The organism is Cardiobacterium sp. (assembly GCF_057314735.1).
This window is the reverse complement of the sequence record NZ_DBHKZK010000038.1, coordinates 1-21,526: the sequence shown is the minus strand read 5'-3', so window position 1 is coordinate 21,526 and position 21,526 is coordinate 1. Positions and strand designations below refer to the sequence as shown.

Sequence of the window (21,526 nt, the reverse complement as noted above, 5' to 3'; positions counted from 1 at the left end):
GCATTGCCGCAGCTATCCCAACCAAAACCAGTAACCACGACGCCCCACACGGGGCGTCTTTCTTGTTCCCCATCCACGACGCACAAAACCATTTGTGCATCAAAAAACACCGAAAATGAGACACAACCATGAGCATCACCCCCATCATCCTGACCGCAGACGACAAACAAACCTGCATCACCTTCCACGGCGCCTGCGGACGCAAAGGCTACGCGGAAGCGGGAACCGTCGCCCGCATCCGCCGCGCGGGAACAGCGCAGCACACCATCGAATACCCCGTAACCATCAAAGACGATACCGCCTGCATCGAATGGGACGACCTCATCCACCAACAACCACCGGGACGCTACATCGTGGACATCATTGAACCGGACGGGGACGGCTGGCAAAAGCTGGGCTTCATCCAGCTACAACTGCACCCCGGCAAATGGCGGGCAGAAGTGAATGACCACTGAGCAAGCAGGTTGGCGAAGGGCGTCGTCCGGGTTGTAGTAAGTATTGAACAAAATCCGCACATCACGATGGCCGCTGATTTTCGCCAAATCCATCGGGTTTGTGATCTTCTTCGCCATCCGCGACAGCGCTTCATGGCGGGTGTCGTGAAAATGCAAATGCGCCAACTCCGGCGGGCGGAAGCGCCGGAACAGCGCATCCAGCGTCCCAGACGATAGCGGCAAATCGACCAGTGCGAGCAACTCACGCGCAGCGACAGACAGCGGTACGGTGCGATCATGGCCGTTCTTGGTGTCGCGCAGGGTAGCGAGCTTGCCCGCAACATCATCGAGTTGCAGCTTTAAAATCTCGCCCGCGCGCATCGCCGTCTCCATCGCAAACAAAAAACACCAGGCAACCAACTCCCGCTGTAACTTCGGTCGCGAGCCGGGCGTGTAGCCCAATGCGGCGACGATAGCCGCAGCGTCGTCTGGAGTGATGCGCCGGTCACGCGACTGGTTGGACGCAGGGCGCTTGATAAGGCAGAAAGGATTTTGCGGTAACAACAGCCCCCATACCTTTTGCGCGTGGGTATAAAGCGCCGACAGCGAGTTCCACTCGCGCACCACGCTGGCAGCCCTCACCGACTGCAAGTGGGCATCGCGCCGGTTCAATTTCTCAACCAGTTTGCCAGCGATGCGGAAAAAATCACGCAAAAAGCCGACAGCCGCAGGCTCTCGTTGCGCGCACTCTTTTTGGTTGGCGTCACTTCGGTGAGATAGCGACGCAGAATATCGGCGTCGGTACGAGGCACTGCACCCGCTCCAGTCAAAATCAATAACTCCTTATCTGCAAAAGAATTTATTGCTTCTAGATTCGTGAATCCCGCCGCCGCTCGCGCATTGCTTCGCGGACTTCCACCGAAACCGCGCCGCTGTAGCCGTCACTATCAACGATACTGGCGAGTGCATTGACTGCCGGATGGCGCAGCAGCAGTTCCAGCACCGCCTGCTTGAGCGGGGCGCGGTCGTAATGCGGGCTGTTGCGCCCCTTGCCGTGGACGACAATCCAGCATTCGCTGCGGTGGTTCCGGCGTTCGTCCAGCAGGTCGCCGAGGTAACGCAGCGCTTCATCGACAAAGAAACCGTGCAGGTCAATTTCACGCGCGACCGGCAGCCGTCCGGCGCAGAGGGCATGGAAGCGGGCGTCGGGGATGGCGGCGAGGTTGTGCCGGGTTTCCTGCGGGTCGGCGCTGTGCCGAATACGTTGCGCTTCAATGCGGCGGCGCTGTAAAATTTTCGCCTGCTTGCCGAAGTCTTCGGCCTGCGGCGGGGTTTTCAGGGGCGTGACTGCGCCGACAAGGTCGGCAAAACGTTCTTTTTCCGTCATGGGGGCTGGATGAGGCAGGGTTCGTTTCATCATACACCGCGCGCTTTTTATAAGGACAAATCATGAAAATCGGTATTCACGGGATTAACGGCAAGATGGGTTTGGCGATTGCGCATGAAATCATGGCGCACCCGGAGCTGGAGCTGGGCGCGGCCTCGGTGCGCAACGGTCATCATTGGGCGGGCAAGCGTCTGTGTGATGTCGCCCCGGAATTGCCGGAATGCACGGTGCGCGTGACCAGTAATTTGGATCAGTTCTGCGCGGCGGTGGATGTGGTGGTCGATTTTACCCGGCCGGATGCGACGCTGTTGCTGTTGCCGGTCTGCCAGAAGCTGAAGAGACCGCTGATGATTGGCACCACCGGCTTTAATGATGACGCTACCGCCTGGATTCACCGCGCCGCGAAGCATATTCCGCTGGTGCTGGCGGCCAATACCAGTCTCGGCGTGAATATTTTGTTTGAGGTCAGCCGCCGCGTCGCCGAGGTGCTGGATTTTCAGCATTGGGACGTGGACATTCTCGAAGCGCATCACCGCAACAAGGTCGATGCACCTTCCGGCACGGCGCTGCGCATCGGCGAGATGATTGCCGCCGCGCAAAACAGCGATTTTGACGAGCGCAAACGCTATCCGTATGTGAACCGCCGCAAGAGCGGCGATATTGGCTTTTCCGTGGTACGCGCCGGCGACATTATCGGCGAGCATACCGTTTTCTTTACGGCGGACGATGAGCGGCTGGAGTTCACCCACCGCGCCAGCAACCGCCGTATTTTCGCGCGTGGTGCATTGACGGCGGCAAACTGGCTGGGCGACCGCCCGGCGGGTTTGTACAGCATGGCCGATGTACTGGGCTTCACTTCCTGAGCGGGGACATTTCATGAAATATTTGAACTATCTGATCGTTATCATCCTCTGCATCGCCTTTGCGGTGATGGGGCTTTTCAACAACGGCGCGGTAACGCTGAACTACATTTTGGGCACACAAACCCTGCCGCTGGTGGCGGTGATGCTCATCTGCTTCCTCTTCGGCGCGCTGCTGATGCTGGTACTCTTTGGCACCAAAGCCTTCTTCTGGCGGCAACGCGCACGCACGCTGGAACACCTGATGGCGCGTGAACGCAAAGAAGCGGAAAAAGCGGCAATCCAGGCAGAATTTCACGCCGACCAGAAAACCGCCTGATGGCTGACTGGCTCATCATCCTGCTGTTGCCGTGCGCCGCCTGGTCGGGCTGGTGGCTGGCAATGCGCAAAGAAGCGCGCGATTTGCGTGCCGACAAAACCCGCGCCGCGTATTTCGAGGGCGTGGGTTTTTTGCTGAACGACCAGACCGACCGCGCCGTGGACGTCTTCATCCACATGGCCGACCTTGACCAGCAAATGCTGGACAACCAGCTCACCCTCGGCAGCCTCTTCCGCAAACGCGGCGAGCTTGACCGCGCGCTGCACCTGCACCAGCAACTGCGCAACCATTCGCAGCTGACCGACGCGCAGCGGATGGCGGTGGATTACGAACTGGCGGAAGACTACGCCGCCGCCGGGATGTACAGCCAGGCGCAGGCGCTGTTTGAACAACTGCTGACAGAACAATACCGCGAAGCGGAAGTCATGCCCGCGCTGGCGCACCTCTACGAGCGCACCAAACAATGGCAGGCAGCGCTGGAACTCTCCGCCGCGTGGCAGGCAAAAGGCTACGGCGCGCGCGGCACAGAAATCTCGCACTACTACTGCGAGCTGGCACAACAGGCGGGCGACGACGCCACCGTCGCGCAATACCTGCAACAGGCGCTTGCTGCCGACCGCGACTGCGTCCGTGCCAACCGGATGCGCGGCCAGCTCCTGCTGCGCCAGGGCGAATACGTCAATGCCATCCATGCCCTGCAAAGCATCGGCGAAACCTCGGCGGCGCTCTTGCCGGACGTATTGCCCGACATCGCCGCCGCCTACCACGCCATTGGCCGCGACGACGAATACCGCTACTGGCTGGAAAAAACCGAAGCGCAAAACCCGAACCCGCGCCTGACGCTGGCACTTGCCCAATTACTGGGCGAAACCGCGCCGGACGCCGCCGCCGACCTGCTGCAAACGCGGATGGAAGCCAAACAAACCCCGCTGTTGCTCTCCGCCTGGCTCAACTACCGCCCCGGCCTCGCGCCGCTCGCCACCAGCGCGGGCAAACTGGTCGCGCCGCGCACCGTTTACCAGTGCAACGAATGCGGCTTTCGCCAGCAAAACCTCATCTGGCATTGCCCCGCCTGCTTCGCCTGGAGCAGCTTCCGCCCGCAGCTCGAACTCAAAGTAGAAAACCGATGAACCCCAAACCGCTGCTAATCGCCCTCGACTACAACCGTGGCGCAGACGCCCTGGCACTTGCCGCCCAACTCTCGCCCGACCTCTGCCGCCTGAAAATCGGCAAAGAACTCTACACCCGCGAAGGACGGCAACTGGTCGAAGCGCTGCAAGGCATCGGTTACGACATCTTCCTTGACCTCAAATACCACGACATCCCCAACACCGTCGCCGCCGCGCTGCGCGTCGCCGCCGAGATGGGCGTGTGGATGGTGAACGTCCACGCCAGCGGTGGCCGCAAAATGCTGGAAACCGCCGCCGACGCGCTCGCCCACTACCGCCAGCCGCCGCTGCTCATCGCCGTCACCGTCCTCACCAGCCTGGGCGATAACGAACTGCGTGAAATCGGTATTGACGAACCACTCGCCGCCCACGTCGCCCGCCTCACCGCGCTTGCCGCCGGCAGCGGCCTGAACGGCGTCGTCTGCTCGGCACACGAAGCGGGCGCAGTCAAAGCCGCGCATGGCCGCGACTTTCTCACCGTCACCCCCGGCATCCGCCCGGCGGGCAGCAGCGCAGACGACCAGACACGCACCATGACCCCTGCCGCCGCCCTGCAAGCGGGCAGCGACTACCTCGTCATCGGCCGCCCCGTCACCCGCGCCGAAAAACCGGCAGTCGCGCTGGCGGACATCATCACGAGCATCAAAACCGGAGCATAACCATGCCCACGCCTATACGCGGCTCAAAAACCGTTTACATCCTGCCCAACCTCTTCACCACCGCATCCCTCTTCTGCGGCTTCTACGCCATCCTCGCCGTCATCGACGGTAGCGGCAACTTCAGCTTCGCCGCCGCGCTCATCTTCGTCGCCATGATCTTCGACGGCTGCGACGGCCGCGTCGCCCGTCTCACCCGCACTGAATCCGAATTCGGCGTGCAATACGACTCGCTTGCCGACCTCATCTCCTTCGGCGTCGCCCCTGCCATCGTCATCTACCAGTGGGCGCTGCACTACGCCGCCATCGAACCGATGTACCCCGACAAACTCGGCTGGCTCACCGCCTTCATCTACACCGCCTGCACCGCGCTGCGCCTCGCCCGCTTCAACGTCCAAGTCGGCATCACCGACAAAGCCGTCTTCATCGGCCTGCCCAGCCCGTCTGCCGCCGCCATCGTCGCCGGCTTCGTCTGGACCGGCAGCCACTACCACTGGAACGGCGCCAACCTCATCATGCTCTCCACCGTCCTCACCTGGTTCAGCGCGCTGGCGATGGTGAGCAACTTCAAGTACTACAGCTTCAAAACCTTCAAACTGCAAAGCCGCCTGCCCTTCAGCAAAGCCGCGCTGCCCGCCTGCCTCATCGGCCTCATCTTCCTCAAGCCTGCCCCCACACTCTTCGCGCTCTTCCTCCTCTACGGCCTGCACGGCCCCGTCTGGACCCTGTGGCGCATCGTTAAACGCCGCCAGGGACGCACCGGGTGATTACCCTCCGCCCGAACCAACAAACCGCGCTGGCGCTGCTCGGCTACAAACTGTGGCTGCCGCGCGCCGAACTCGCCGCCCTGCGCGCCGCGCCACCCGCTGCCCCGGCAACAACCACCGCACCGGTTGCTACCGCCGCGCCCGTCCCCGCCACGACCGCCACCACCCTGCCGCTGTCTGGCATTGCCGCCAGCGTCCACCTCACGCGCGACTACACCCTGCTTAGCGGCGATGCACTGCGCTGCAACTGGCTGTTGCCGCCGCTGTGGTGCGAAAACGGGCGGCTGATGCCCTTTGCGAGCGAAGGCGAACGCCGCCTGCTGCTCGCCCTCTTCCGCGCGACCGATAGCGATGAAGCCTTGCAACTCTTCACCGCGCTGTTTGACCTTGCCCGCAGCCAGCCGCTGCCCGTTCCCAATGAGGCCGCCCCGCCGGAAAACCTCGCCGCCAAACCGCTCATCACCTGCGGCGAAGCCTTGCGCGACGCGGGCAGCGCGATTGGCAAAGCCCCCCCGAAAGCCTATAATTTTTTACATCCCTACCTCGCCCATAACGACCCCGGCCAAAAAAACACCCTCTGGCGCCAATGGGTTGACATCAAAAGGAGCCTGTTTTGAACAAAACCCCCGTGCTGCTCGCGCTTGCACTCACCGCCGTCCCCGCCCTCGCCGCCCAACAAGCTTGGATTAGCGACGAACTGCGCACCGCCGTTTACGACAAACCGGCGAGCGACTCCAAATTCCTCGGCACCCTGCGCTCCGGCGAAGCCGTCGAAATGCTCGACCGCAACGGCGACTACATCCACGTCAAAACCGGCGACATCAACGGCTGGGTCTCGGCGCGCAGCATCATGCAAACCCCCAGCGTGCACAGCCGCTTCGCCGAACAACAACAACAACTGCAACAACTGCAAGGCGAAACCCAGACCCTGCAAAACACCACCAACGACCAAAACCAGTCGCTGGACGCGCTCAAAGCCCGTCTTGAAGCCCTGCAAAGCGCCGAACAAAAAGCGCGCGACGAACTCGTCGCCCTGCAACGCGCCTCCGGCAACGCGATGGCCATCGACCAGCGCAACCGCGAACTGCAAGACACCGTCGTCAAACTCGAACAAGAAAACCTGAGCCTGAAACACCGCAACACCCGCCTCGAAGAAAGCCTGAACCAAAAACAGCTTTACGCCGGCGGGTTTCTCGTCTTTGCAGGATTCATCCTGCATTGGCTCTCCGGCCTGTTCCGCCTTGGCCAGCGCCGCCGCAGCAGCTTCGACGACCTCTAAGCCGTCGCATCAATGACCGTCACAAAACACAGGAAAAACACCATGACAAAAATCTCCGACATCGTAAAACCCGGCGTCATCACCGGTGACGACGTACAAAAAGTCTTTGCCGCTGCCAAAGCACAAGGCTTCGCCATCCCGGCGGTAAACTGCGTCGGCAGCGACTCCATCAACGCCGCCCTCGAAACCGCCGCCCGCGTCAAAGCCCCCATCATCATCCAGTTCTCCAACGGTGGCGCCCAGTTCCTCGCCGGCAAAGGCATCAAACCCGCAAGCGGCGCGCGCCCGGACGTCCTCGGTGCCATCGTCGGTGCCAAACAAGTGCACACCCTCGCTGCCGAATACGGCGTCCCGGTCATCCTGCACACCGACCACGCCGCGAAAAAACTGCTGCCGTGGATTGACGGCCTGCTCGACGCGGGCGAAAAACACTTCAAAGAGACCGGCAAACCGCTGTTCTCCTCGCACATGATCGACCTCTCCGAAGAGCCGATCGCCGAAAACATGGAAATCTGCCGCAAATACCTTGAGCGCATGAGCAAAATGGGGATGACGCTGGAAATCGAGATTGGCATCACCGGCGGCGAAGAAGACGGCGTTGATAACTCCGGCGTGGACGAAAGCCGCCTCTACAGCCAGCCGCAAGACGTCCTCTACGTCTATGACCAACTGAACCCCATCAGCCCGCGTTTCACCGTCGCTGCCGCCTTCGGCAACGTCCACGGCGTGTACAAACCCGGCAACGTCAAACTCAAACCGAGCATCCTCGGCGACTCACAAAAATACGTCGCCAAAGAGCGCGGACTTTCCGACAAACCGATCAACTTCGTCTTCCACGGCGGCTCCGGCTCCTCACAGGCCGAAATCCGCGAAGCCATCAGCTACGGTGCCATCAAAATGAACATCGATACCGACACCCAATGGGCATCGTGGGACGGCATCCTCAACTACTACAAAAAGAACGAAGCCTACCTGCAAGGCCAGCTCGGCAACCCGGAAGGCCCGGACGCGCCGAACAAAAAATACTACGACCCGCGCGTATGGCTGCGGAAAATGGAAGAATCCATGTCCGCCCGCCTCGAAGCAGCCTTTGAAGACCTCAACTGCCGCGACGTCCTCTAAGCGCCGCGCACCCAAGAATGCAGCCTGCGGGCTGCATTCTTTATTTATGGCTGCGCCCCTCCTTCTTTGGAGAAGCGTCGGGGGTTAATCACCGCCGCATCTGGTAAAGCCGTAGCGCTTGACGACATCGAAGCCCTCTACCGAAGCCAGCCGCGTCATCCTCAACATCGGCGATACGACCGCGCCTAAAACAAAAAAGAAAGCCGCCCGTAGCGGGCGGCAAATTACAAAATAAAATCAATGCAGCGCGTCATACGCGCGCGCATCGACCGCTTCAAAAAATTCCGTTTTTCCGGCGGTAAGGGCGACATGGCTGAACCAGCTATCTTTTTGTGCGCCATGCCAATGCCGGACACCTTTATGGGTGACAACAACATCGCCCGGATGCAGCGCACGCGCCGTCTGCCCCGCCTCCTGATACCAGCCCGCACCAGCGGTGACGAGCAGGATTTGATAGCCATCGGTGTGAATATGCCAGTTGTTGCGGCAGCCGGGTTCAAAGGTGACATTGGCGACCGCCAGCGGAATATCGGCATCTACGACCAGCTTGTGCAGATAACTCTGTCCGGTGAAAAATTGCGCATAGGCGTCGTTTTTGTCGCCCCGCGGGAAAATGCCCTGTTGCACGGATTCGTTTTGGCTCATGTTCTACTCCTCGTTAAAGACCTGTTTGGCGAGATGGAATGCCGACCACGCTTTCGGCCAGCCGACATAAAACGCCAGATGGGTAATCACTTCGGCAATTTCCTTTTGGCTGATGCCATTTCCCTTGCCAATGCGCAAATGCGTGGGTAATTGCTCAAAATTGCCGCCGGAAATCAGCGTAGCAATGGTGAGCAGACTGCGGGTATGCGCGGGCAATTCCGCCTCGCGTGACCAGACCTGACCGAACAAGACATCATCATTCAGTTCGGCGAATTTGGGGGCGAAGTCGCCAAGCAAATCGCGTCCGGCTGTTTGTTTTTTCATCAGGGTTCCTCCTTTTTATTGCGGCAAGATTTCAACGGTTGCAGCACGGGCAGCATTGCCAATCATATGCGTCATATAGCGGCTGCTGGCATATTTTTCGTGGTAGGCGGCATCAATTTTTTCATTCAATGCCGCGTCATGAACCGGCGCAAAACGTACCTTGAATATCTGGCCGATGGCATGAATCTCGCCGCTTTGCTGCGCTATCGCAGCTTGATACCAGCTGGAATGCGTGCCGCTATAAGCGCGAACAAACAGGCGACCATCAACAGCAACCTCCCAAATCCAGGTTGGCGTGCCGGGTTTGCCATTGGCGCGATATGGTGCGATTTTCAGGTCATCGGCCTGATTGATGGCTTGCAGGGTTTCAGTATTCCACATGGTTGTACTCCTCTTGGGTTGGAAGGTGGCATTATAGGCGGTAAAAACGCGCGGTATTAGCGGTGCGACGGGCAAGGCTGTTTTAGCCACCGGTTAATAATGCCAATGGCAAAAAGCGGTCTTGCGACCGCTGTATGCAAAACGAGCATTAATTAGCTGAAGCGCAATTTCCCGGTACGGATTTCTTCCGCCATCGTCGCATAGGGCGCTTGCGCGATGACTTTCTCGTTGTTAATACCTTCATTTTTGTAGAAAGTAATGGTGGCAAATTCCGGCACGACGTATTTGGGATAGGTATCGTATTTTTCGCGGCTTTCTTCCATCAGCGGGATAAAATCATTCTGGTGGCAGACCGTAATTTCCGGGTGTTCGTGTACCCATTTCGGGAAAAAGATAATGCCGTGCAGGCGGTTTTCATTGGGCATGAAATCGAGGGCAACATCGGTGCCGGTCGGCTCGGTCCAGGCGACTTTGAAAACGCCGTCGGTGAGTTTGACAATATCCGCTTTCTGGTCGCGTACCCAGCGCCCGCCAACCATGCCGCTATGGATGCGGTAATCAACGGTATCGGCGTTTTTGACATAAAACTCGTATTCCCAGCCATTGGCGTAGGTGTAAATGAAATGGCTGCCCAGGAATTGTTCCAAATCTTTGATCATCAGTGTGTTCCTCATATAGGCAAATGAAAAGCCCGGCGGGTGGCCGGACAGGCAGTGTACGCCGTTAGCGGGCGACTTTGAAGGGCGGCGTTGGCCGCGTTCGCGCATGATGCAAAGAAAATTTGATGGGGCAGACGAAAAAGCAATATTTCCGCAGCGTTGACTGAACGTTTCCCCAAATGCGATTTACCGCCCGCCCGAAATCCCTATAATGGCGCTCCCTTTTCACCCTACAGAAATCATCCATGAAAAAATCTTTGCTTCTTTCCGCCGGATTGCTGGCATTGACTGCCGCCATGCAGGCACAGGCGGTCGAGAATGAAACACGCGATCTGGAACAGCTTTATCAGGCGGCCTTGAAAGAAGGCGGCAAGCTCGTCGTTTATGCCGGTGGTGATACCCCGGAACAACAAAATAGCATCAAGGCCGCTTTTGAAAAACGATTCCCCGGTATTACCCTCGATACCGTGGTCGATTACAGCAAAGTACACGACGCCCGTGTCGATTACCAGATTGCCAATAAAGCTGTCGTCGCTGACGTGGTGCAATTGCAAACGTTGCAAGATTTTCCACGCTGGAAAGCCGAAGGGGTATTGTTGCCGTACAAGCCGATTGGCTGGGAAGCGGTTTATAAAGACTTCAAAGATAATGATGGCGCCTGGACCGGGGTATTTGTCGATGCCTTCAGCAATTTCGCCAATGCAAAAGCATTAGGCGACATCAAGCCGCCGCGCGAAGCAGCCGATTATCTGAATCCTGCGCTGAAAGGCAAAATTATCTCCACCTATCCCAATGACGATGACGCGGTGCTGTTCTGGTACAAACAAACGATTGACCGCCACGGCTAGCAATGGCTGGCGCAATTGATGAAACAGGAACCGCATTTCGTTCGCGGCACACAAGCGCCCGCCGATGAGGTCGAATCCGGCAAATATCCGGTCACGTTTTCTACCGATGGCGCACTGAAAGCCGATGCCAATGCCGCTGCGCAATTCACCCTGCCGGAAAAAGACGGCTTCGTCGCCTGGGCGCAACGCGCGGCCATTTTGAAAGAGGCCAAACACCCGGAAGCGGCAAAATTGTATTTGAGCTGGCTGCTCGATAAAGATACCTAGCAAAACGTTTGGTATATGTGGCCGGTACGCACCGATGTGCAACCGCCGCAAGGATACAAGGCCATTTGGGAATATCCGAATGCCAATCTGCAAGCCTTCGATCAATTCATGAATGACCGTGCGGCGGTAGAAAGATTCCGCGCGCAAATCGGATTGTTCGTCGGGGATGTGCAGGGCGAATCTTCCGCCGGGGTATTGGGATTGCAACCAATGAAAGCATTGCGTTAATGAACTTGATTAAAAGCCGCCTGAATGTATTTTCAGGCGGCTTTTTCTGATTTCCGGCTGGATTCGGCGAAAAAGCGGCGTATAATCCGCCGCCCTTTAATACGGAGAAACAACATGAACCGACGCAGCCTGCATCAGGATTTGCTGCATAGCGGCAAGTACCGTCAACAAATCGTCAAGGCGAAGAAAGGCAAAGGCGCCTTCAGCCGCCACGACAAGCACAAGAAACACCGCCATGAACAGGGCGGTGTTTCTTTTTGGGGCTGCGGTCGCCGTCTCACCGCGGCTCGGTGCGGCGGAAAATGCCGATATAACGCAGCGCATAAAGCGTAAACGCGGTGGCGATGCAGACGGCGGGGATGGCGTAAATGGTAGCGAGACCGGGCGCATAGAGTGCGCCGAAGCAGCGCGACAGGCCGCCGCAGAGGATGAGGGCGAGAGCAAGGCGGGTGTCGCGGTAAAAATGCAGTTTCAGCCCGCTGTGGCGGATGCCGGCAATGCTCATGATGGTCAGCACCATCGCCAGCATTGCCGCGATGGCGAGCAGGTGCCGGGCCGGGCTGTACAACGCCGGGGCGGCGAGTTGCGCGATGCCGGTCATGCCATAGCCGACGGCCAGCGCCAAACTGACGCTGTAATTGGCACGGACGTAATGTGCGCGCAACAGCAGCAGGCTGTGCCAGTCCTGCAAGCGTGCGGCGAAGGCGGCGGCGACCGCGAGCGCCAGCCAGCCCTGGATGTTGTCCGCCGCGCCCGCTGCCGCGACGGCGATGTAGAGGCCGAGCATCAGCGCGCTGATGTTTTTCGCGTAGGGGTTGGGCATGAAGCGCAATTCGCCGTGGCCGCCGTCTTTCAGCGCCTCGTTGCCGAGCACACGGCCAACGCGGAAATTCACCAGCGCGACGGCAATCAGCATGGTATCGACCATTTGATGCAGCGTCGCCCCGTCCGGCCTGAAGCCGTAGCGGACGGCGAGCGCGGTGAGCATACTCATGGTGATGACGAAACTGGTGAGGTTCGTGCGGCGGTTATGGATGACGCGCCAGACGGTGTAGGCGCTGAGATAACCCCAGAAGGCGGCACAGGCGGTGAGCGCGACGGACGGCCACGGCAGGGCGAAGAGGATGCTGCCCCAGAGGGCAAGCAGCAGGTAGCTGTGGATGCTGCGCGGCGCGGGGTCGCTCGTCCACGACGGCAACGCGGTCATGAGGAAGCCGACGAAGCCCGCCCCGGCGCAGAGGTTGAGGAAGGCGAAGGCGTGCCAGTGCAGCGGGAAATGCCCGGCGTACTGCGGCGCGAGCAAGAGCGCCAGCCACGGCAAGAGCGCCACCCAGGCGCCGAGGCAGGCGAGCGGGAAAAAGAGGCGGAAGGGGTGTTCGGTGTTGCGCAGGGAGAGAATGTCGGCGGGGGTCATGGCTTTTGGGGCGGGCTGATTTGGGGTTCAGAGGATTTTTCGGTATTGCCCGCGCGCGATAAATTCGATGATGTTTTGCGCGCGCAGAATTTGTAATTGTTGGCGGATTTTTGCCTCGATATGTTGATTGGCGGGGAATTGCCGGTGCAAGGTTTCGGCAAAGGCATAAACTTGCGCCAGGGTGAATTGTGCGGGCAATAAATCCAGGCAACGCATGATTGCCAGCAGCCAGCTTTTCTTTTCCGCTTTTTGTCCCCGCAGATAGAGATGCGCTTGCCATTGTTTTTGCACGATAGCAGGATCAATTACCTGTTCTTTTTCAATCAGGCGGATTTTGCCACTCTCCGGCAGACCACCGAGATTCATGTCGCACATCAAATAATCTTTGCGTCCTTTCAGCATCTTGCGGCGCGGCACAATCATGGCAGCGGTCACGAAATGTTTGGGCACGAGGACAAGCTGTTGCACGCGGTAATCACGGCGGCGGTAAGCGAGAAAGAAGAAACCAGGATTGTCTGCCGCCTGGATGCGTTCAATCATGGTGCGGTATGCGCCATCGGGGACTTTTGCGCCGATGGATAATCCGTTTTTGCTTTTTAATTCGTAGTTTTCATGGCAATGCGGGCAAATAAAATCTTTAACGCGGCTGTTATTTTCCGTTTTTTGTAGCGCGTTACCGCAATGGATACAGGAAATATGGGTTTTTAGCCAGTGTTCGGAAAGGACGCGCACGATTTGCGCGCGGCTTTTGTAGCCAGCGGCCTGGGCGGGGTCAAAACAGAGATTCATCAATCCGCCAGCGCCGCTTCTTCAATACCGCGCAGGGCGGGATGCGCGCTTTTTGCCGCGCACCAGGCGTGGTTGCGGGCGCTGAAGGCGTCCGGTAGGGGGATTTCGGCGAAGATGCCCGCCGGTTTGCCGCCGAGGCAGTAGATGTGTTGCGCGAGGCGCACCGCTTCCTGCGCGTCGTGGGTGACGAGGACGACGCTGGTGCCGCTTTCAATGGTGCGGATGATGCGCTGTTGCAGTTCGTCGCGCAGGCGCGGGTCGAGCGCGGAGAAGGGTTCGTCCATCAGGAGCAGGTCGGGCTCGGTGATAAGCGCACGGGCGAGCGCAATTCGCTGCTGCATCCCGCCGGAGAGTTCGTGCGGGTATTTGCGCGCGTCCTTGCCGTCCAGCCAGAGCTCGGCGAGCAGCTGGCGGATGCGCGCGTCGCTGGCGTCGGGCGCGACGAGACGGATGTTTTCGTCGGCGCGCAACCACGGTAGCAGGCGCGGTTCCTGATAGAGGTAGGCGAGGCGCTTCGCGTGGTTTTCGATGCACCCTTCCTGCGGTTCGGTCAGCCCGGCGATGGCGCGCAGCAGCGTGGTTTTGCCGCTGCCGGAGGCGCCGGAGAGGGCGAGGCTTTCCCCGGCGGAGAGGTCGAGGCTGATGTGTTCGAGGATGGTTTGTCCGGCGAGGTCAATGCGCAGGTTGTTGATATGGAGCATGGTGGCGTTCATTCTGGCGCGTGGTATTCCAGCGTCCACGGGCTGCTTTCTTGCCACAGGGTTTGTTCTTGTTGCAGGTCGGCGAGGGTGAGCGGGCGGGCGGCGAGGTAGCCGTCCGGAAAGCGCAGGCGGTAGTGGTCGCCGAAGCGGCGGATGTCCGGGTAGTCGATGGCGGCGATGGGCGTGCGTGCGCGGTGGAGGAGGACGGCGAGGCGCAAGGCAAGTGCGTTTTGCCAGACCCAGGCGCGGTGTGCTTCCGGCAGCGCGGTGATGTCTTTGTCCGGCAGTTTGCGTTTTTGTGCTTTGACGAGGATGGCGAGGATGTCCTGCATCAGCCGCGAGTAGCCGGGCATTTCGGCGTGGGCGAGGATGTAGGCGCCGTGTTTTTGCATGTCGTTGCGCGCGATTGCCCAGCCGGTTTCGTGCAGCCAGGCGGCGTAGCGCAACAGCGGTGCGAAGCGCGGCGGCGCGGCTTCGGGCAGTTGCGCGTTCAGGTGTTCGGCGAGGGTGGCGACGTGGTCGGCCTGCGCCACGTCCACGCCAAAGCGGTGTTGCAGGGCGCGGGCGGTGCGCTCGCGTTCGTCGCTGTCGCCGCCGTCGCGCCCCATCAGTTCGAGCAGTACGCCTTCGCGCAGCGCTTCCTGGCTGACGATGGCGCGGTTGATGTCAAGGTGCTGGTAGAGGGCGGCGAGGATGCTGACGCCGCCGCTGAAGCCGTAGGCGCGCGCTTCGTCCACGCCGAGTTTTTTCGCCAGTTTGTCGGCGTGGCCGATGTCGGCGAGTTTGTCGAGCAGGGCGTCGAGGTCGGCGCGGTCGATGGTGTCTTTTTTGAGGACGCGGGCGATGGCTTTGGCGGTGCCGGAGCTTAAGACGACGCGCGCCCACGGCGGCTGGCTGCGGTAGGTGGTGATGTGCGGCTCGATGATGGTACCCGCGTAGTCGCGCGCTTTTTTGATGGCGGCTTTCGTGATTTTGCCTTTGGCGAAGTAGCGCGCGGCGATGTTGGCGCAGCCGATGGCGAGCGAGCGCAATAGCTGCGGTTCGCTGCCTTCGCCGAGGATGATTTCGGTGGAGCCGCCGCCGATGTCGATGACGAGGCTGCGGTCGGTGAAGTGGTTGTGTTTGCTGATGCCGAGGTAGATGAGCGCCGCTTCTTCGCTGCCGCTGATGATTTCGATGGGTTTGCCCAGCGCGGCTTCGCCCGCAGCGATAAAGGCGTCGCGGTTTTCGGCGACGCGCAGGGTGTTGGTCGCTACCGCGCGGAATTGGTCTTCGGGGATGTCGGCGACGAGTTGTCCCATTTGCGTCAGCGCCGCGATGCCGCGTGCGATGGCGTCGGCGCTGAGCAGGTTGTTGTCGTCCAGGCCTTCGCCAAGGCGCACCATCTGTTTGTTTTTATCAACGGTTTGGATGCTGCCGTCGCGTTTTTGCGCGATGACGAGGTGGAAGCTGTTGGAGCCGAGGTCAAGGGCGGCGTAGCGGTCTTTCATGGGTGTTCCGGGGTGGTGACGGCGATGATGCCGACGTAGTGTGTCCAGTGGAAGGTGCCGGCGATGCCGGGGATGTACCAGCCGGAGAGGGTGCCGTCGAGGTAGAGCGCGTCGTGGCAACCGAGGTGTTGCAAGGCTTCGGCGAAGCGGTGAAAGCTCGGCCATTCGCCGTCGCGGTCGTAATCTTCGGTAAGGATGAAGTAGAGGCGGCCGTCGGCGGTGGTGCAGACGGCGTTGCGTTTGTGCGGGCTGGAGAGGTTTTTGACGAAGCGCGCGTTGGGCTTGCCGTCTATCAGCAGCATCGGCCCGGATTGCAGCGCCCATTCGGGCTGGTGTTGGCCCAGTTGGTAGGCGGCGGTCGGCTGGATACGCGCCTTGCCGCCTTCGATGTAAAAGACGCCGTTCGGCTGGATGTGGAAGTTACCCTTACCCGCCTTGCGGTTGAGCGGGATGAGGGTTTTGCCGCGCTCTATCCACAGGCCTGCCGGGGTGTCGTCGGTGCTGTAGATGCCCGCGTTCATGAGGAAGGCAACGCGCGCGCCGCTTTGTTCGAGACTGCGTTTCAGCGTGCCGAGGCTGGCGTAGGCGCTGCCGTCGGTCGCTTTCCAGTGCAGCGAGACGCGCGCCGGGTCGGCCTGATAGACGCCGTAGCGCACGTTTTGCTGGTAAAGCTGCGCGTAGCTGCCGCCAGTTTCCAGCGGTTTGAAATCCGGCGCGGCGAAGGCGGGGGCGGTGAGCAGGGCGAGGGTGAGGGTGAGGAGGAGTTTTACATACACTTGAGCGCTCAAGGTGTATGTAAATGGAGAGCGGGTAACGGATATTCTCCCTCCCTCGCAGGACGCGTCAGCGTCCGCAGCGGGGGAGGGTTGGGGTGGGGGTAGCAGGGCGTGTTTTGTCTCAGCGGGTGGATTTGGGAACAGGCGGGATTCTTGCTTGCGCAAGCTGTTCTTGTCGCGCATCGAGCTAACCCAACAAAGAAGCTCACTAGACAGCAGCACCTTATGAATCGTGTATTTATGCCCGACGTTTTCGGCGGGCGCTTCGATATTAGTGGTAAAGCGGTTTGGTTTACCCCCACCCCAGCCCTCCCCCGCTGCGGGCTTCGCCCTGCGAGGGAGGGGGTGTTTGGTGGCCGATTCGGCATCAGTACACGGTCTTCTGTTTACATACACTTGAGCGCTCAAGGTGTATGTAAATGAGGTAGGGAGTTTTGTCCCGCCAGTTTTGTCCACGTTCATTGCGCCTTGCGGTAATGCAGGCGGTTGTCTTCCACCGCGGTGATGACGATGTCCGTGCCCGCAGGCAGGTTATCGCCCTGAATCGTCCACAGGCTGTCGCCGATTTTCAGCTTGCCGTAGCCGTTTTCCACCGGGGTGTCGAGGGTGAATTGCCGCCCGATGTACTGCGCGCCGCGATGGTTGAGCAGCGCGGCGGTGTCGTGTTTGTCGGATTGCCAGCGGCGGGCAAGCTGGCGCCAAAGGAGGATGGCGATGAGCGACAGCGCGGCGAAGATGGCGTATTGCCAGCGCCAGTCCAGCGTCGGCACGGCGAGGGTGATGCCGACCAGTACCAGTGCCGCCACGCCCCAGAAGAGGAAGAAGAAGGAGACGGTCAGCACTTCCACCAGCAGGAAGATGCCGGTTAAGATGAGCCAGTTCCAGAAAGGAGGGTCGAAGGGCATGGTTACTCCGGTTTGTTTTTTGGGGCGCAGAGGTCGCGCTTGGGCGGCCAGCTGAATTTCATACCCATGTCGTGCGCTTTTTGGTACCAGTGTTTGGCTTTTTCGCAATCGACGGGGAAGCCCTCCAGTCCGGTTTCGTAGCCTTCACCGGTGAGGTAAGCCGTTTGCGCGATTTTTTCTGCCGCTTTTTCTTGCCAGGCGATGTGTTTGGCGTTGTCTTTTTCCAGCACGTCTTTGACGCCGAAGTGGTAAAGCGCGGCAAGCATGGCTTGCGCTTCCGCCACACCCGCTTCCGCCGCATGGCTGAGGAGTTCAACGCCGCGTTTGCGCTCGTCCGTGACGGGGGGGTGTTGAGTGCCGTGATGTTAAGGTCATGTTTGGCATCCAGGAGCAGCAGCGCCAGGTGATACTGCGCTTCCGGGATATTTTGCGCGGCGGCTTTTTCCAGCAGGGTGCGGACTTCAGCGTCGTCTGTGGGCATGCCGGTTTCTTCCCCGTAGTAGTGAATAAGCGCGAGGTTGTACTGCGCTTTGGCATCACCGGCTTGTGCCAGCTCCGTCCAGATGCGCTCGGCTTCTTTGAAATCACCCCGCTCGGCGGCGGCTTTCGCCTGCTCCAGCGGCGTGGCGGCGATGCTGGTGCAGGCAGCGAGGACGAGGGTCAGGGCGAGGAGACGCTTCATGCTTTTTTCCCGTCTTTTTTGAACATTTCCGCGATGCCACCGAGCGCGCCGATGATGCCGCTGGATTCCATCGGCATGAACACGGTTTTTTGCTGCTCGCTTTCGGCGAATTTCGCCAACGCGCGCACGTATTCCTGCGCGACGAAGTAGTTGATGGCGTTGGTACCGCCTTCGGCGATGGCCTTGGAAACCATGTCGGTGGCGCGCGCTTCCGCCTGCGCCTGCCGTTCGCGCGCTTCCGCCTCAAGGAAGGCCGCTTCTTTGCGTCCTTCCGCTTCCAGCACCTGCGACTGTTTCAGGCCTTCGGCGCGCAGGATTTCTGCCTGGCGCATCCCTTCCGCCTCAAGGATTTGCGCGCGCTTGATTTGTTCGGCTTTTTTCTGCCGCGCCATCGCGTCAACGAGGTCGGCAGGCGGGGTAATGTCCTTGATTTCGACGCGGGTGACTTTCACGCCCCAAGGGTCGGTGGCGTCGTCAATGATGCCGAGCAGGCGGACGTTGATGGCGTCGCGCTGCGATTGCAGGTCGTCGAGCGTCATTGAGCCGGCAACGGTACGCAGGTTGGTGGTGGCGAGGTTCAAAATGGCGAGCTCAAGGTCATCGACGGAATAGCTCGCCTTGGCGGCGTTGGTGATTTGGTAGAAGACGACGCCATCGACCGTCACCTGCGCGTTGTCCTTGGTGATGACTTCCTGGCGCGGCACGTCCAGCACCGTTTCTTTCATGTTGACCTTGCGGTCGGCGCGCTCCCACAGCGGCACGACGAGGTGAAATCCGGGCTCAAGGGTGCGGTTGTAGCGGCCAAGGCGCAGCACGGTGCGCTCCGTCCCCTGATCGACGATCTGGATGGCGCGGCGACCGAACCAGAAAACGAGGATAATCAGGATGATGATGAAGATGGTGCTGCCGCTGAGCTGGGAGGTGAGCGAGGGGGGCATGGGGGACTCCTGTTGTGGGTTGAAACTGGAGCGATTGTAGTATGCGCCCCGCGCGAATGCCATGCAGGCGGGCGCAATTTTCCATACAAAACGCTAAAATGCGCGGGCTTCCACGGTGGAAGCGCCAACACGGAGAACCCCATGAAAAAAATGACAAGAATCGCCGCGCTGCTCACCTTTGCCGGACTGCTTTGCGCCTGCAACACCGTGCAGGGCTTCGGTCAGGACGTGGAACGCGCCGGGCAAAGTGTCTCGAACGCCGCCGCCCGGGCCAAGTAAACTTTGTTTTCCCCATCCCAAACATTCAGGAGTATTCCCATGTCAGGAAAAATCAACAAATTGCTGTTACTGGCCCTTCCGCTCGCACTCGCCGCCTGCGGTGGCGGTGGTGGCGACAATCCCGCTGCCGACAACAACAAGCCGCAGAATCAGAACAACAATTCCACCCAGCCCGACGACGGCGTGACCTATACCGGCGTCATGTTCAATGCCAAAGGCGAGCGTGCGCCGACCACCGGCCGCAGCAAATTCGTCCTCAATGACGGCAAGGTACAGTACCAGTTGCCGCGCAGCTCACAAGGTGCAACCCAACAGGGCAACCTGCTCATTTACGGCTCAGCGACCGGCAAAGGCGGCCATTACACCGCGCCAGACGGCAAATCTTACGAATCCTTCCAGCTCAGCAACAACCTCTACTACTACTCGCAGTTTGGCGTTGCCAAACCGGTTGACGGCGAGATTGGCGGTTTCTACCGCGGCGTGGCGGTCAGCAATATGCCGACCAGCGGCAGCGCCACCTACAAGGGCGACGCCATCGTCGGCCTCTGGAGTGGCGACAATTTCAACCGTACCGAAGCGGGCACCGTGCAGGCCAATGCCGATTTCGCCGGCAAAAAACTGGCGATCAGCCTGGCATCTCCCTCCTACAAGGGCAACATCAATGCCAATATCGAAGGCAGCAACTTCAGCGGTAAGGATGGCAGCAAGAGTACCATTGGCTCGTTCTACGGCCCGAACGCGGAAGAACTCGGCGGGACTTACGACGACAACAACACCACCGCAGTCTTTGGCGCCCGCCGCTAAAACGCCGCGACTCACCGAACCCCGCCCCGGCGGGGTTTTTTATGGCGCAATCGCCTGTGCCACCGCAGCGCGCGTCTCGTCCGGCAGGCGGGCGAGCGGTCGCGTTTGCCGAATCCGCGCCAGCGCGTCATCCATATCGGCGCAGTCGCCGTAACACACCAGCCAGGTGACCAGCGCGGCGACGCTGCGGCCATAGCCGAGGGCGCAGCAGACCAGCACCGGTGCGGATTGCACCCGCAGCAGTGCCTCAATTGCCGCTGCGGCGCGCCGCAGCTCATCCGCTTCCGGCGCGACCATGTCGAGCATCGGCACGCAGCGGTAATGCGCCGGGCGACCGCGCGGCGGCAGTTCGGCGCAGGTATCAACCACGGCGGCAAATGACGCGGCGGCACGGTTGCTACCGAGGGCAAGGCGCGGAGTGATGGCATCATGGTCGCGCGCATGGCGCAGCCAGCAGGCGCGGTTTACCGCTGCGGCGAGATGCAGCGGCCATAACAGCAGCCGTGCGGCGAGCGTCGCCTGCCCGTCCGCCTGTTTTTGCCAGATGACCGCGCCACAGCGGGCATAACCGGCGGCGGCAAGCAAACAGGCGACGCTCGCGCAGAGCAGCCACAGCCACGCGCCGCCCTGCACGGCAGGCAGGGCACAGGCGAGCGCGAGCAACAGGTAAATCACGACGGCGCGACGTTTGCGCGGGGTCGGCGTCGTGCGGCCACGCAGCGGGCTTTCGCCCTGCCAAGGTAACACCCACAGGATGCAGGCACCGGCAACCAGCGCGGTCGGGATGTCAATGAAATGGTGCTGCCAGGTGGTGAGGACGGAGCCGCCGATGAGCAGGCACCAACCGAGCCAGAGCGGGCGCAGCGCGCGCGGCAGTTTCGGCCAGTAATAGCGGCCAACGATGAGGGTGAGGATGATGTGCAGCGAGGGCGCTTCGTTGTAGGCCTGGTCGAAGGCGGCGAGTGAGCGGAACAGCGCGAAGAAAATGCCGTCGCCGTCCGGCTTTGCCCAGCTGATTTGCAGCGGAAAAAGCAGAAAACCGCAGACGGCGATGGCCTGCGCGGCGAGCAGTTGCGCGATATAGCGGTGCAGTTCGGCGCGCGTGCGCGCGAGGAAAAAACCGAGCGCGTACAAGAGATTCAGCGACCAGTAGGGAATAATCGTCCACGGCACGAAGGGCATGGCGCGCTCCCAGCCGTAGATGATTTCCGGCACGGGCGCGCGCAGCGCGGTGAGGTAATTGGTCAGACCGTAGCTGGCGTAGAAAAGGACGGCAACGGCGGCGAGCTTGAGCAGGGTGGCAGGCAGGGCGGGTTTCATGGGCAGTCCTTTGGTTAATGGCGGAATTGTTATAGCCATCCACCGAAAGTTTCAGACAAGGCGCGTCGCCGAAGACAGTACGC

General features: G+C 60.3%; 27 protein-coding genes and 1 pseudogene. 13 read left to right on the top strand and 15 right to left on the bottom strand.

Going from position 1 to position 21,526, the window contains the following annotated elements:
* Positions 1 to 128 precede the first annotated feature (128 nt).
* Positions 129 to 455 (top strand): hypothetical protein, encoded by a 327-nt coding sequence (locus ACO54Z_RS04370; protein WP_485995920.1) that lies wholly within the window; start codon positions 129 to 131, stop codon positions 453 to 455.
* On the opposite strand, the gene ACO54Z_RS04365 is transcribed toward ACO54Z_RS04370, so the two are convergent.
* Complete coding sequence (locus ACO54Z_RS04365) at positions 408 to 1,148, bottom strand: site-specific integrase (RefSeq protein WP_485995919.1); 741 nt, start codon at positions 1,146 to 1,148, stop codon at positions 408 to 410. The two genes, ACO54Z_RS04370 and ACO54Z_RS04365, sit on opposite strands and share 48 nt — an antisense overlap.
* 154 nt (positions 1,149 to 1,302) lie before the next feature.
* Positions 1,303 to 1,821: a Smr/MutS family protein gene (locus ACO54Z_RS04360; RefSeq protein ID WP_485995918.1), complete on the bottom strand. Its 519-nt coding sequence runs from the start codon at positions 1,819 to 1,821 to the stop codon at positions 1,303 to 1,305.
* A gap of 62 nt (positions 1,822 to 1,883) precedes the next feature.
* Between ACO54Z_RS04360 and dapB the strand changes: the two genes are divergently transcribed.
* Genes dapB through fbaA form a run of 8 tightly spaced genes read left to right on the top strand, consistent with a single transcriptional unit; the run spans position 1,884 to position 7,993 of the window.
* On the top strand, positions 1,884 to 2,684 hold the full coding sequence (dapB, locus tag ACO54Z_RS04355) for a 4-hydroxy-tetrahydrodipicolinate reductase (RefSeq protein ID WP_485995917.1): 801 nt from the start codon (positions 1,884 to 1,886) through the stop codon (positions 2,682 to 2,684).
* Between the two features lie 13 nt (positions 2,685 to 2,697).
* Positions 2,698 to 3,000 (top strand): LapA family protein, encoded by a 303-nt coding sequence (locus ACO54Z_RS04350; RefSeq protein ID WP_298081482.1) that lies wholly within the window; start codon positions 2,698 to 2,700, stop codon positions 2,998 to 3,000.
* Positions 3,000 to 4,130 (top strand): lipopolysaccharide assembly protein LapB, encoded by a 1,131-nt coding sequence (locus tag ACO54Z_RS04345; protein WP_485995916.1) that lies wholly within the window; start codon positions 3,000 to 3,002, stop codon positions 4,128 to 4,130. The genes ACO54Z_RS04350 and ACO54Z_RS04345 overlap by 1 nt, the downstream gene beginning before the upstream one ends.
* Positions 4,127 to 4,828, top strand: coding sequence for an orotidine-5'-phosphate decarboxylase (gene pyrF, locus ACO54Z_RS04340; RefSeq protein ID WP_485995915.1), 702 nt, complete (start codon positions 4,127 to 4,129; stop codon positions 4,826 to 4,828). The genes ACO54Z_RS04345 and pyrF overlap by 4 nt, the downstream gene beginning before the upstream one ends.
* Before the next feature lie 2 nt (positions 4,829 to 4,830).
* Positions 4,831 to 5,592 carry a CDP-diacylglycerol--serine O-phosphatidyltransferase gene (gene pssA, locus ACO54Z_RS04335; RefSeq protein WP_485995914.1) on the top strand — a complete coding sequence of 254 codons (762 nt, stop codon included), beginning with the start codon at positions 4,831 to 4,833 and terminating at the stop codon, positions 5,590 to 5,592.
* Positions 5,589 to 6,209, top strand: a complete 621-nt coding sequence (locus ACO54Z_RS04330; RefSeq protein WP_485995913.1) for a hypothetical protein — start codon at positions 5,589 to 5,591, stop codon at positions 6,207 to 6,209. Before pssA ends, ACO54Z_RS04330 begins: the two co-directional genes overlap by 4 nt.
* The gene (locus ACO54Z_RS04325) at positions 6,206 to 6,871 is read left to right on the top strand and encodes a TIGR04211 family SH3 domain-containing protein (RefSeq protein ID WP_485995912.1); all 666 of its coding nucleotides are present in this window, start codon (positions 6,206 to 6,208) and stop codon (positions 6,869 to 6,871) included. The genes ACO54Z_RS04330 and ACO54Z_RS04325 overlap by 4 nt, the downstream gene beginning before the upstream one ends.
* Positions 6,872 to 6,913: 42 nt before the next feature.
* Positions 6,914 to 7,993 carry a class II fructose-bisphosphate aldolase gene (gene fbaA / locus ACO54Z_RS04320; RefSeq protein WP_485995911.1) on the top strand — a complete coding sequence of 360 codons (1,080 nt, stop codon included), beginning with the start codon at positions 6,914 to 6,916 and terminating at the stop codon, positions 7,991 to 7,993.
* Positions 7,994 to 8,230: 237 nt separating this feature from the next.
* On the opposite strand, the gene ACO54Z_RS04315 is transcribed toward fbaA, so the two are convergent.
* From ACO54Z_RS04315 to ACO54Z_RS04300, 4 genes are all read right to left on the bottom strand, one after another.
* A complete protein-coding gene (locus tag ACO54Z_RS04315; RefSeq protein ID WP_485995910.1) occupies positions 8,231 to 8,638 on the bottom strand; it encodes a cupin domain-containing protein in 408 nt (135 codons plus the stop codon).
* A gap of 3 nt (positions 8,639 to 8,641) precedes the next feature.
* Complete coding sequence (locus ACO54Z_RS04310; RefSeq protein WP_485995929.1) at positions 8,642 to 8,965, bottom strand: carboxymuconolactone decarboxylase family protein; 324 nt, start codon at positions 8,963 to 8,965, stop codon at positions 8,642 to 8,644.
* Between the two features lie 12 nt (positions 8,966 to 8,977).
* The gene (locus ACO54Z_RS04305) at positions 8,978 to 9,343 is read right to left on the bottom strand and encodes a DUF2255 family protein (RefSeq protein ID WP_485995909.1); all 366 of its coding nucleotides are present in this window, start codon (positions 9,341 to 9,343) and stop codon (positions 8,978 to 8,980) included.
* Between the two features lie 152 nt (positions 9,344 to 9,495).
* Entirely contained in the window at positions 9,496 to 9,990 is a 495-nt protein-coding gene (locus ACO54Z_RS04300; protein ID WP_485995928.1) for a phenolic acid decarboxylase, read from the bottom strand.
* A 257-nt stretch (positions 9,991 to 10,247) separates the two neighbouring features.
* Here ACO54Z_RS04300 and ACO54Z_RS04295 point away from each other — a divergent pair.
* Together ACO54Z_RS04295 and arfA are read left to right on the top strand one after the other, a co-directional pair.
* Positions 10,248 to 11,345 (top strand): annotated as a pseudogene (locus ACO54Z_RS04295) (ABC transporter substrate-binding protein).
* A gap of 24 nt (positions 11,346 to 11,369) precedes the next feature.
* Positions 11,370 to 11,678, top strand: coding sequence for an alternative ribosome rescue factor ArfA (gene arfA / locus ACO54Z_RS04290; RefSeq protein WP_485995908.1), 309 nt, complete (start codon positions 11,370 to 11,372; stop codon positions 11,676 to 11,678).
* Here the strand turns inward: arfA and ACO54Z_RS04285 are convergent.
* The 8 genes from ACO54Z_RS04285 to ACO54Z_RS04250 form a co-directional block, all read right to left on the bottom strand.
* Entirely contained in the window at positions 11,623 to 12,759 is a 1,137-nt protein-coding gene (locus tag ACO54Z_RS04285) for an NnrS family protein (protein WP_485995907.1), read from the bottom strand. The genes arfA and ACO54Z_RS04285 overlap by 56 nt on opposite strands.
* A 27-nt stretch (positions 12,760 to 12,786) precedes the next feature.
* Positions 12,787 to 13,548, bottom strand: coding sequence for a DpnI domain-containing protein (locus tag ACO54Z_RS04280; RefSeq protein ID WP_485995906.1), 762 nt, complete (start codon positions 13,546 to 13,548; stop codon positions 12,787 to 12,789).
* A complete protein-coding gene (locus ACO54Z_RS04275; protein WP_485995905.1) occupies positions 13,548 to 14,249 on the bottom strand; it encodes an ABC transporter ATP-binding protein in 702 nt (233 codons plus the stop codon). The genes ACO54Z_RS04280 and ACO54Z_RS04275 overlap by 1 nt, the downstream gene beginning before the upstream one ends.
* An 8-nt stretch (positions 14,250 to 14,257) precedes the next feature.
* On the bottom strand, positions 14,258 to 15,739 hold the full coding sequence (locus tag ACO54Z_RS04270; protein WP_485995904.1) for a Ppx/GppA phosphatase family protein: 1,482 nt from the start codon (positions 15,737 to 15,739) through the stop codon (positions 14,258 to 14,260).
* Complete coding sequence (locus ACO54Z_RS04265) at positions 15,736 to 16,515, bottom strand: phosphodiester glycosidase family protein (RefSeq protein ID WP_485995903.1); 780 nt, start codon at positions 16,513 to 16,515, stop codon at positions 15,736 to 15,738. Before ACO54Z_RS04265 ends, ACO54Z_RS04270 begins: the two co-directional genes overlap by 4 nt.
* A 458-nt stretch (positions 16,516 to 16,973) precedes the next feature.
* A complete protein-coding gene (locus ACO54Z_RS04260) occupies positions 16,974 to 17,420 on the bottom strand; it encodes an NfeD family protein (RefSeq protein ID WP_485995902.1) in 447 nt (148 codons plus the stop codon).
* Between the two features lie 2 nt (positions 17,421 to 17,422).
* Complete coding sequence (locus ACO54Z_RS04255) at positions 17,423 to 17,704, bottom strand: hypothetical protein (protein WP_485995901.1); 282 nt, start codon at positions 17,702 to 17,704, stop codon at positions 17,423 to 17,425.
* 394 nt (positions 17,705 to 18,098) lie between these two features.
* Positions 18,099 to 19,040 (bottom strand): SPFH domain-containing protein, encoded by a 942-nt coding sequence (locus ACO54Z_RS04250; RefSeq protein WP_485995900.1) that lies wholly within the window; start codon positions 19,038 to 19,040, stop codon positions 18,099 to 18,101.
* A 141-nt stretch (positions 19,041 to 19,181) separates the two neighbouring features.
* On the opposite strand from ACO54Z_RS04250, the gene ACO54Z_RS04245 reads away from it, so the two are divergent.
* The gene (locus ACO54Z_RS04245; RefSeq protein ID WP_298081070.1) at positions 19,182 to 19,319 is read left to right on the top strand and encodes an entericidin A/B family lipoprotein; all 138 of its coding nucleotides are present in this window, start codon (positions 19,182 to 19,184) and stop codon (positions 19,317 to 19,319) included.
* Positions 19,320 to 19,358: 39 nt separating this feature from the next.
* Positions 19,359 to 20,123 (top strand): transferrin-binding protein-like solute binding protein, encoded by a 765-nt coding sequence (locus tag ACO54Z_RS04240; RefSeq protein ID WP_485995899.1) that lies wholly within the window; start codon positions 19,359 to 19,361, stop codon positions 20,121 to 20,123.
* Positions 20,124 to 20,162: 39 nt separating this feature from the next.
* Here ACO54Z_RS04240 and ACO54Z_RS04235 read toward each other — a convergent pair whose 3' ends face one another.
* A complete protein-coding gene (locus ACO54Z_RS04235) occupies positions 20,163 to 21,443 on the bottom strand; it encodes a phosphatase PAP2/dual specificity phosphatase family protein (protein ID WP_485995898.1) in 1,281 nt (426 codons plus the stop codon).
* Positions 21,444 to 21,526 lie beyond the last annotated feature (83 nt).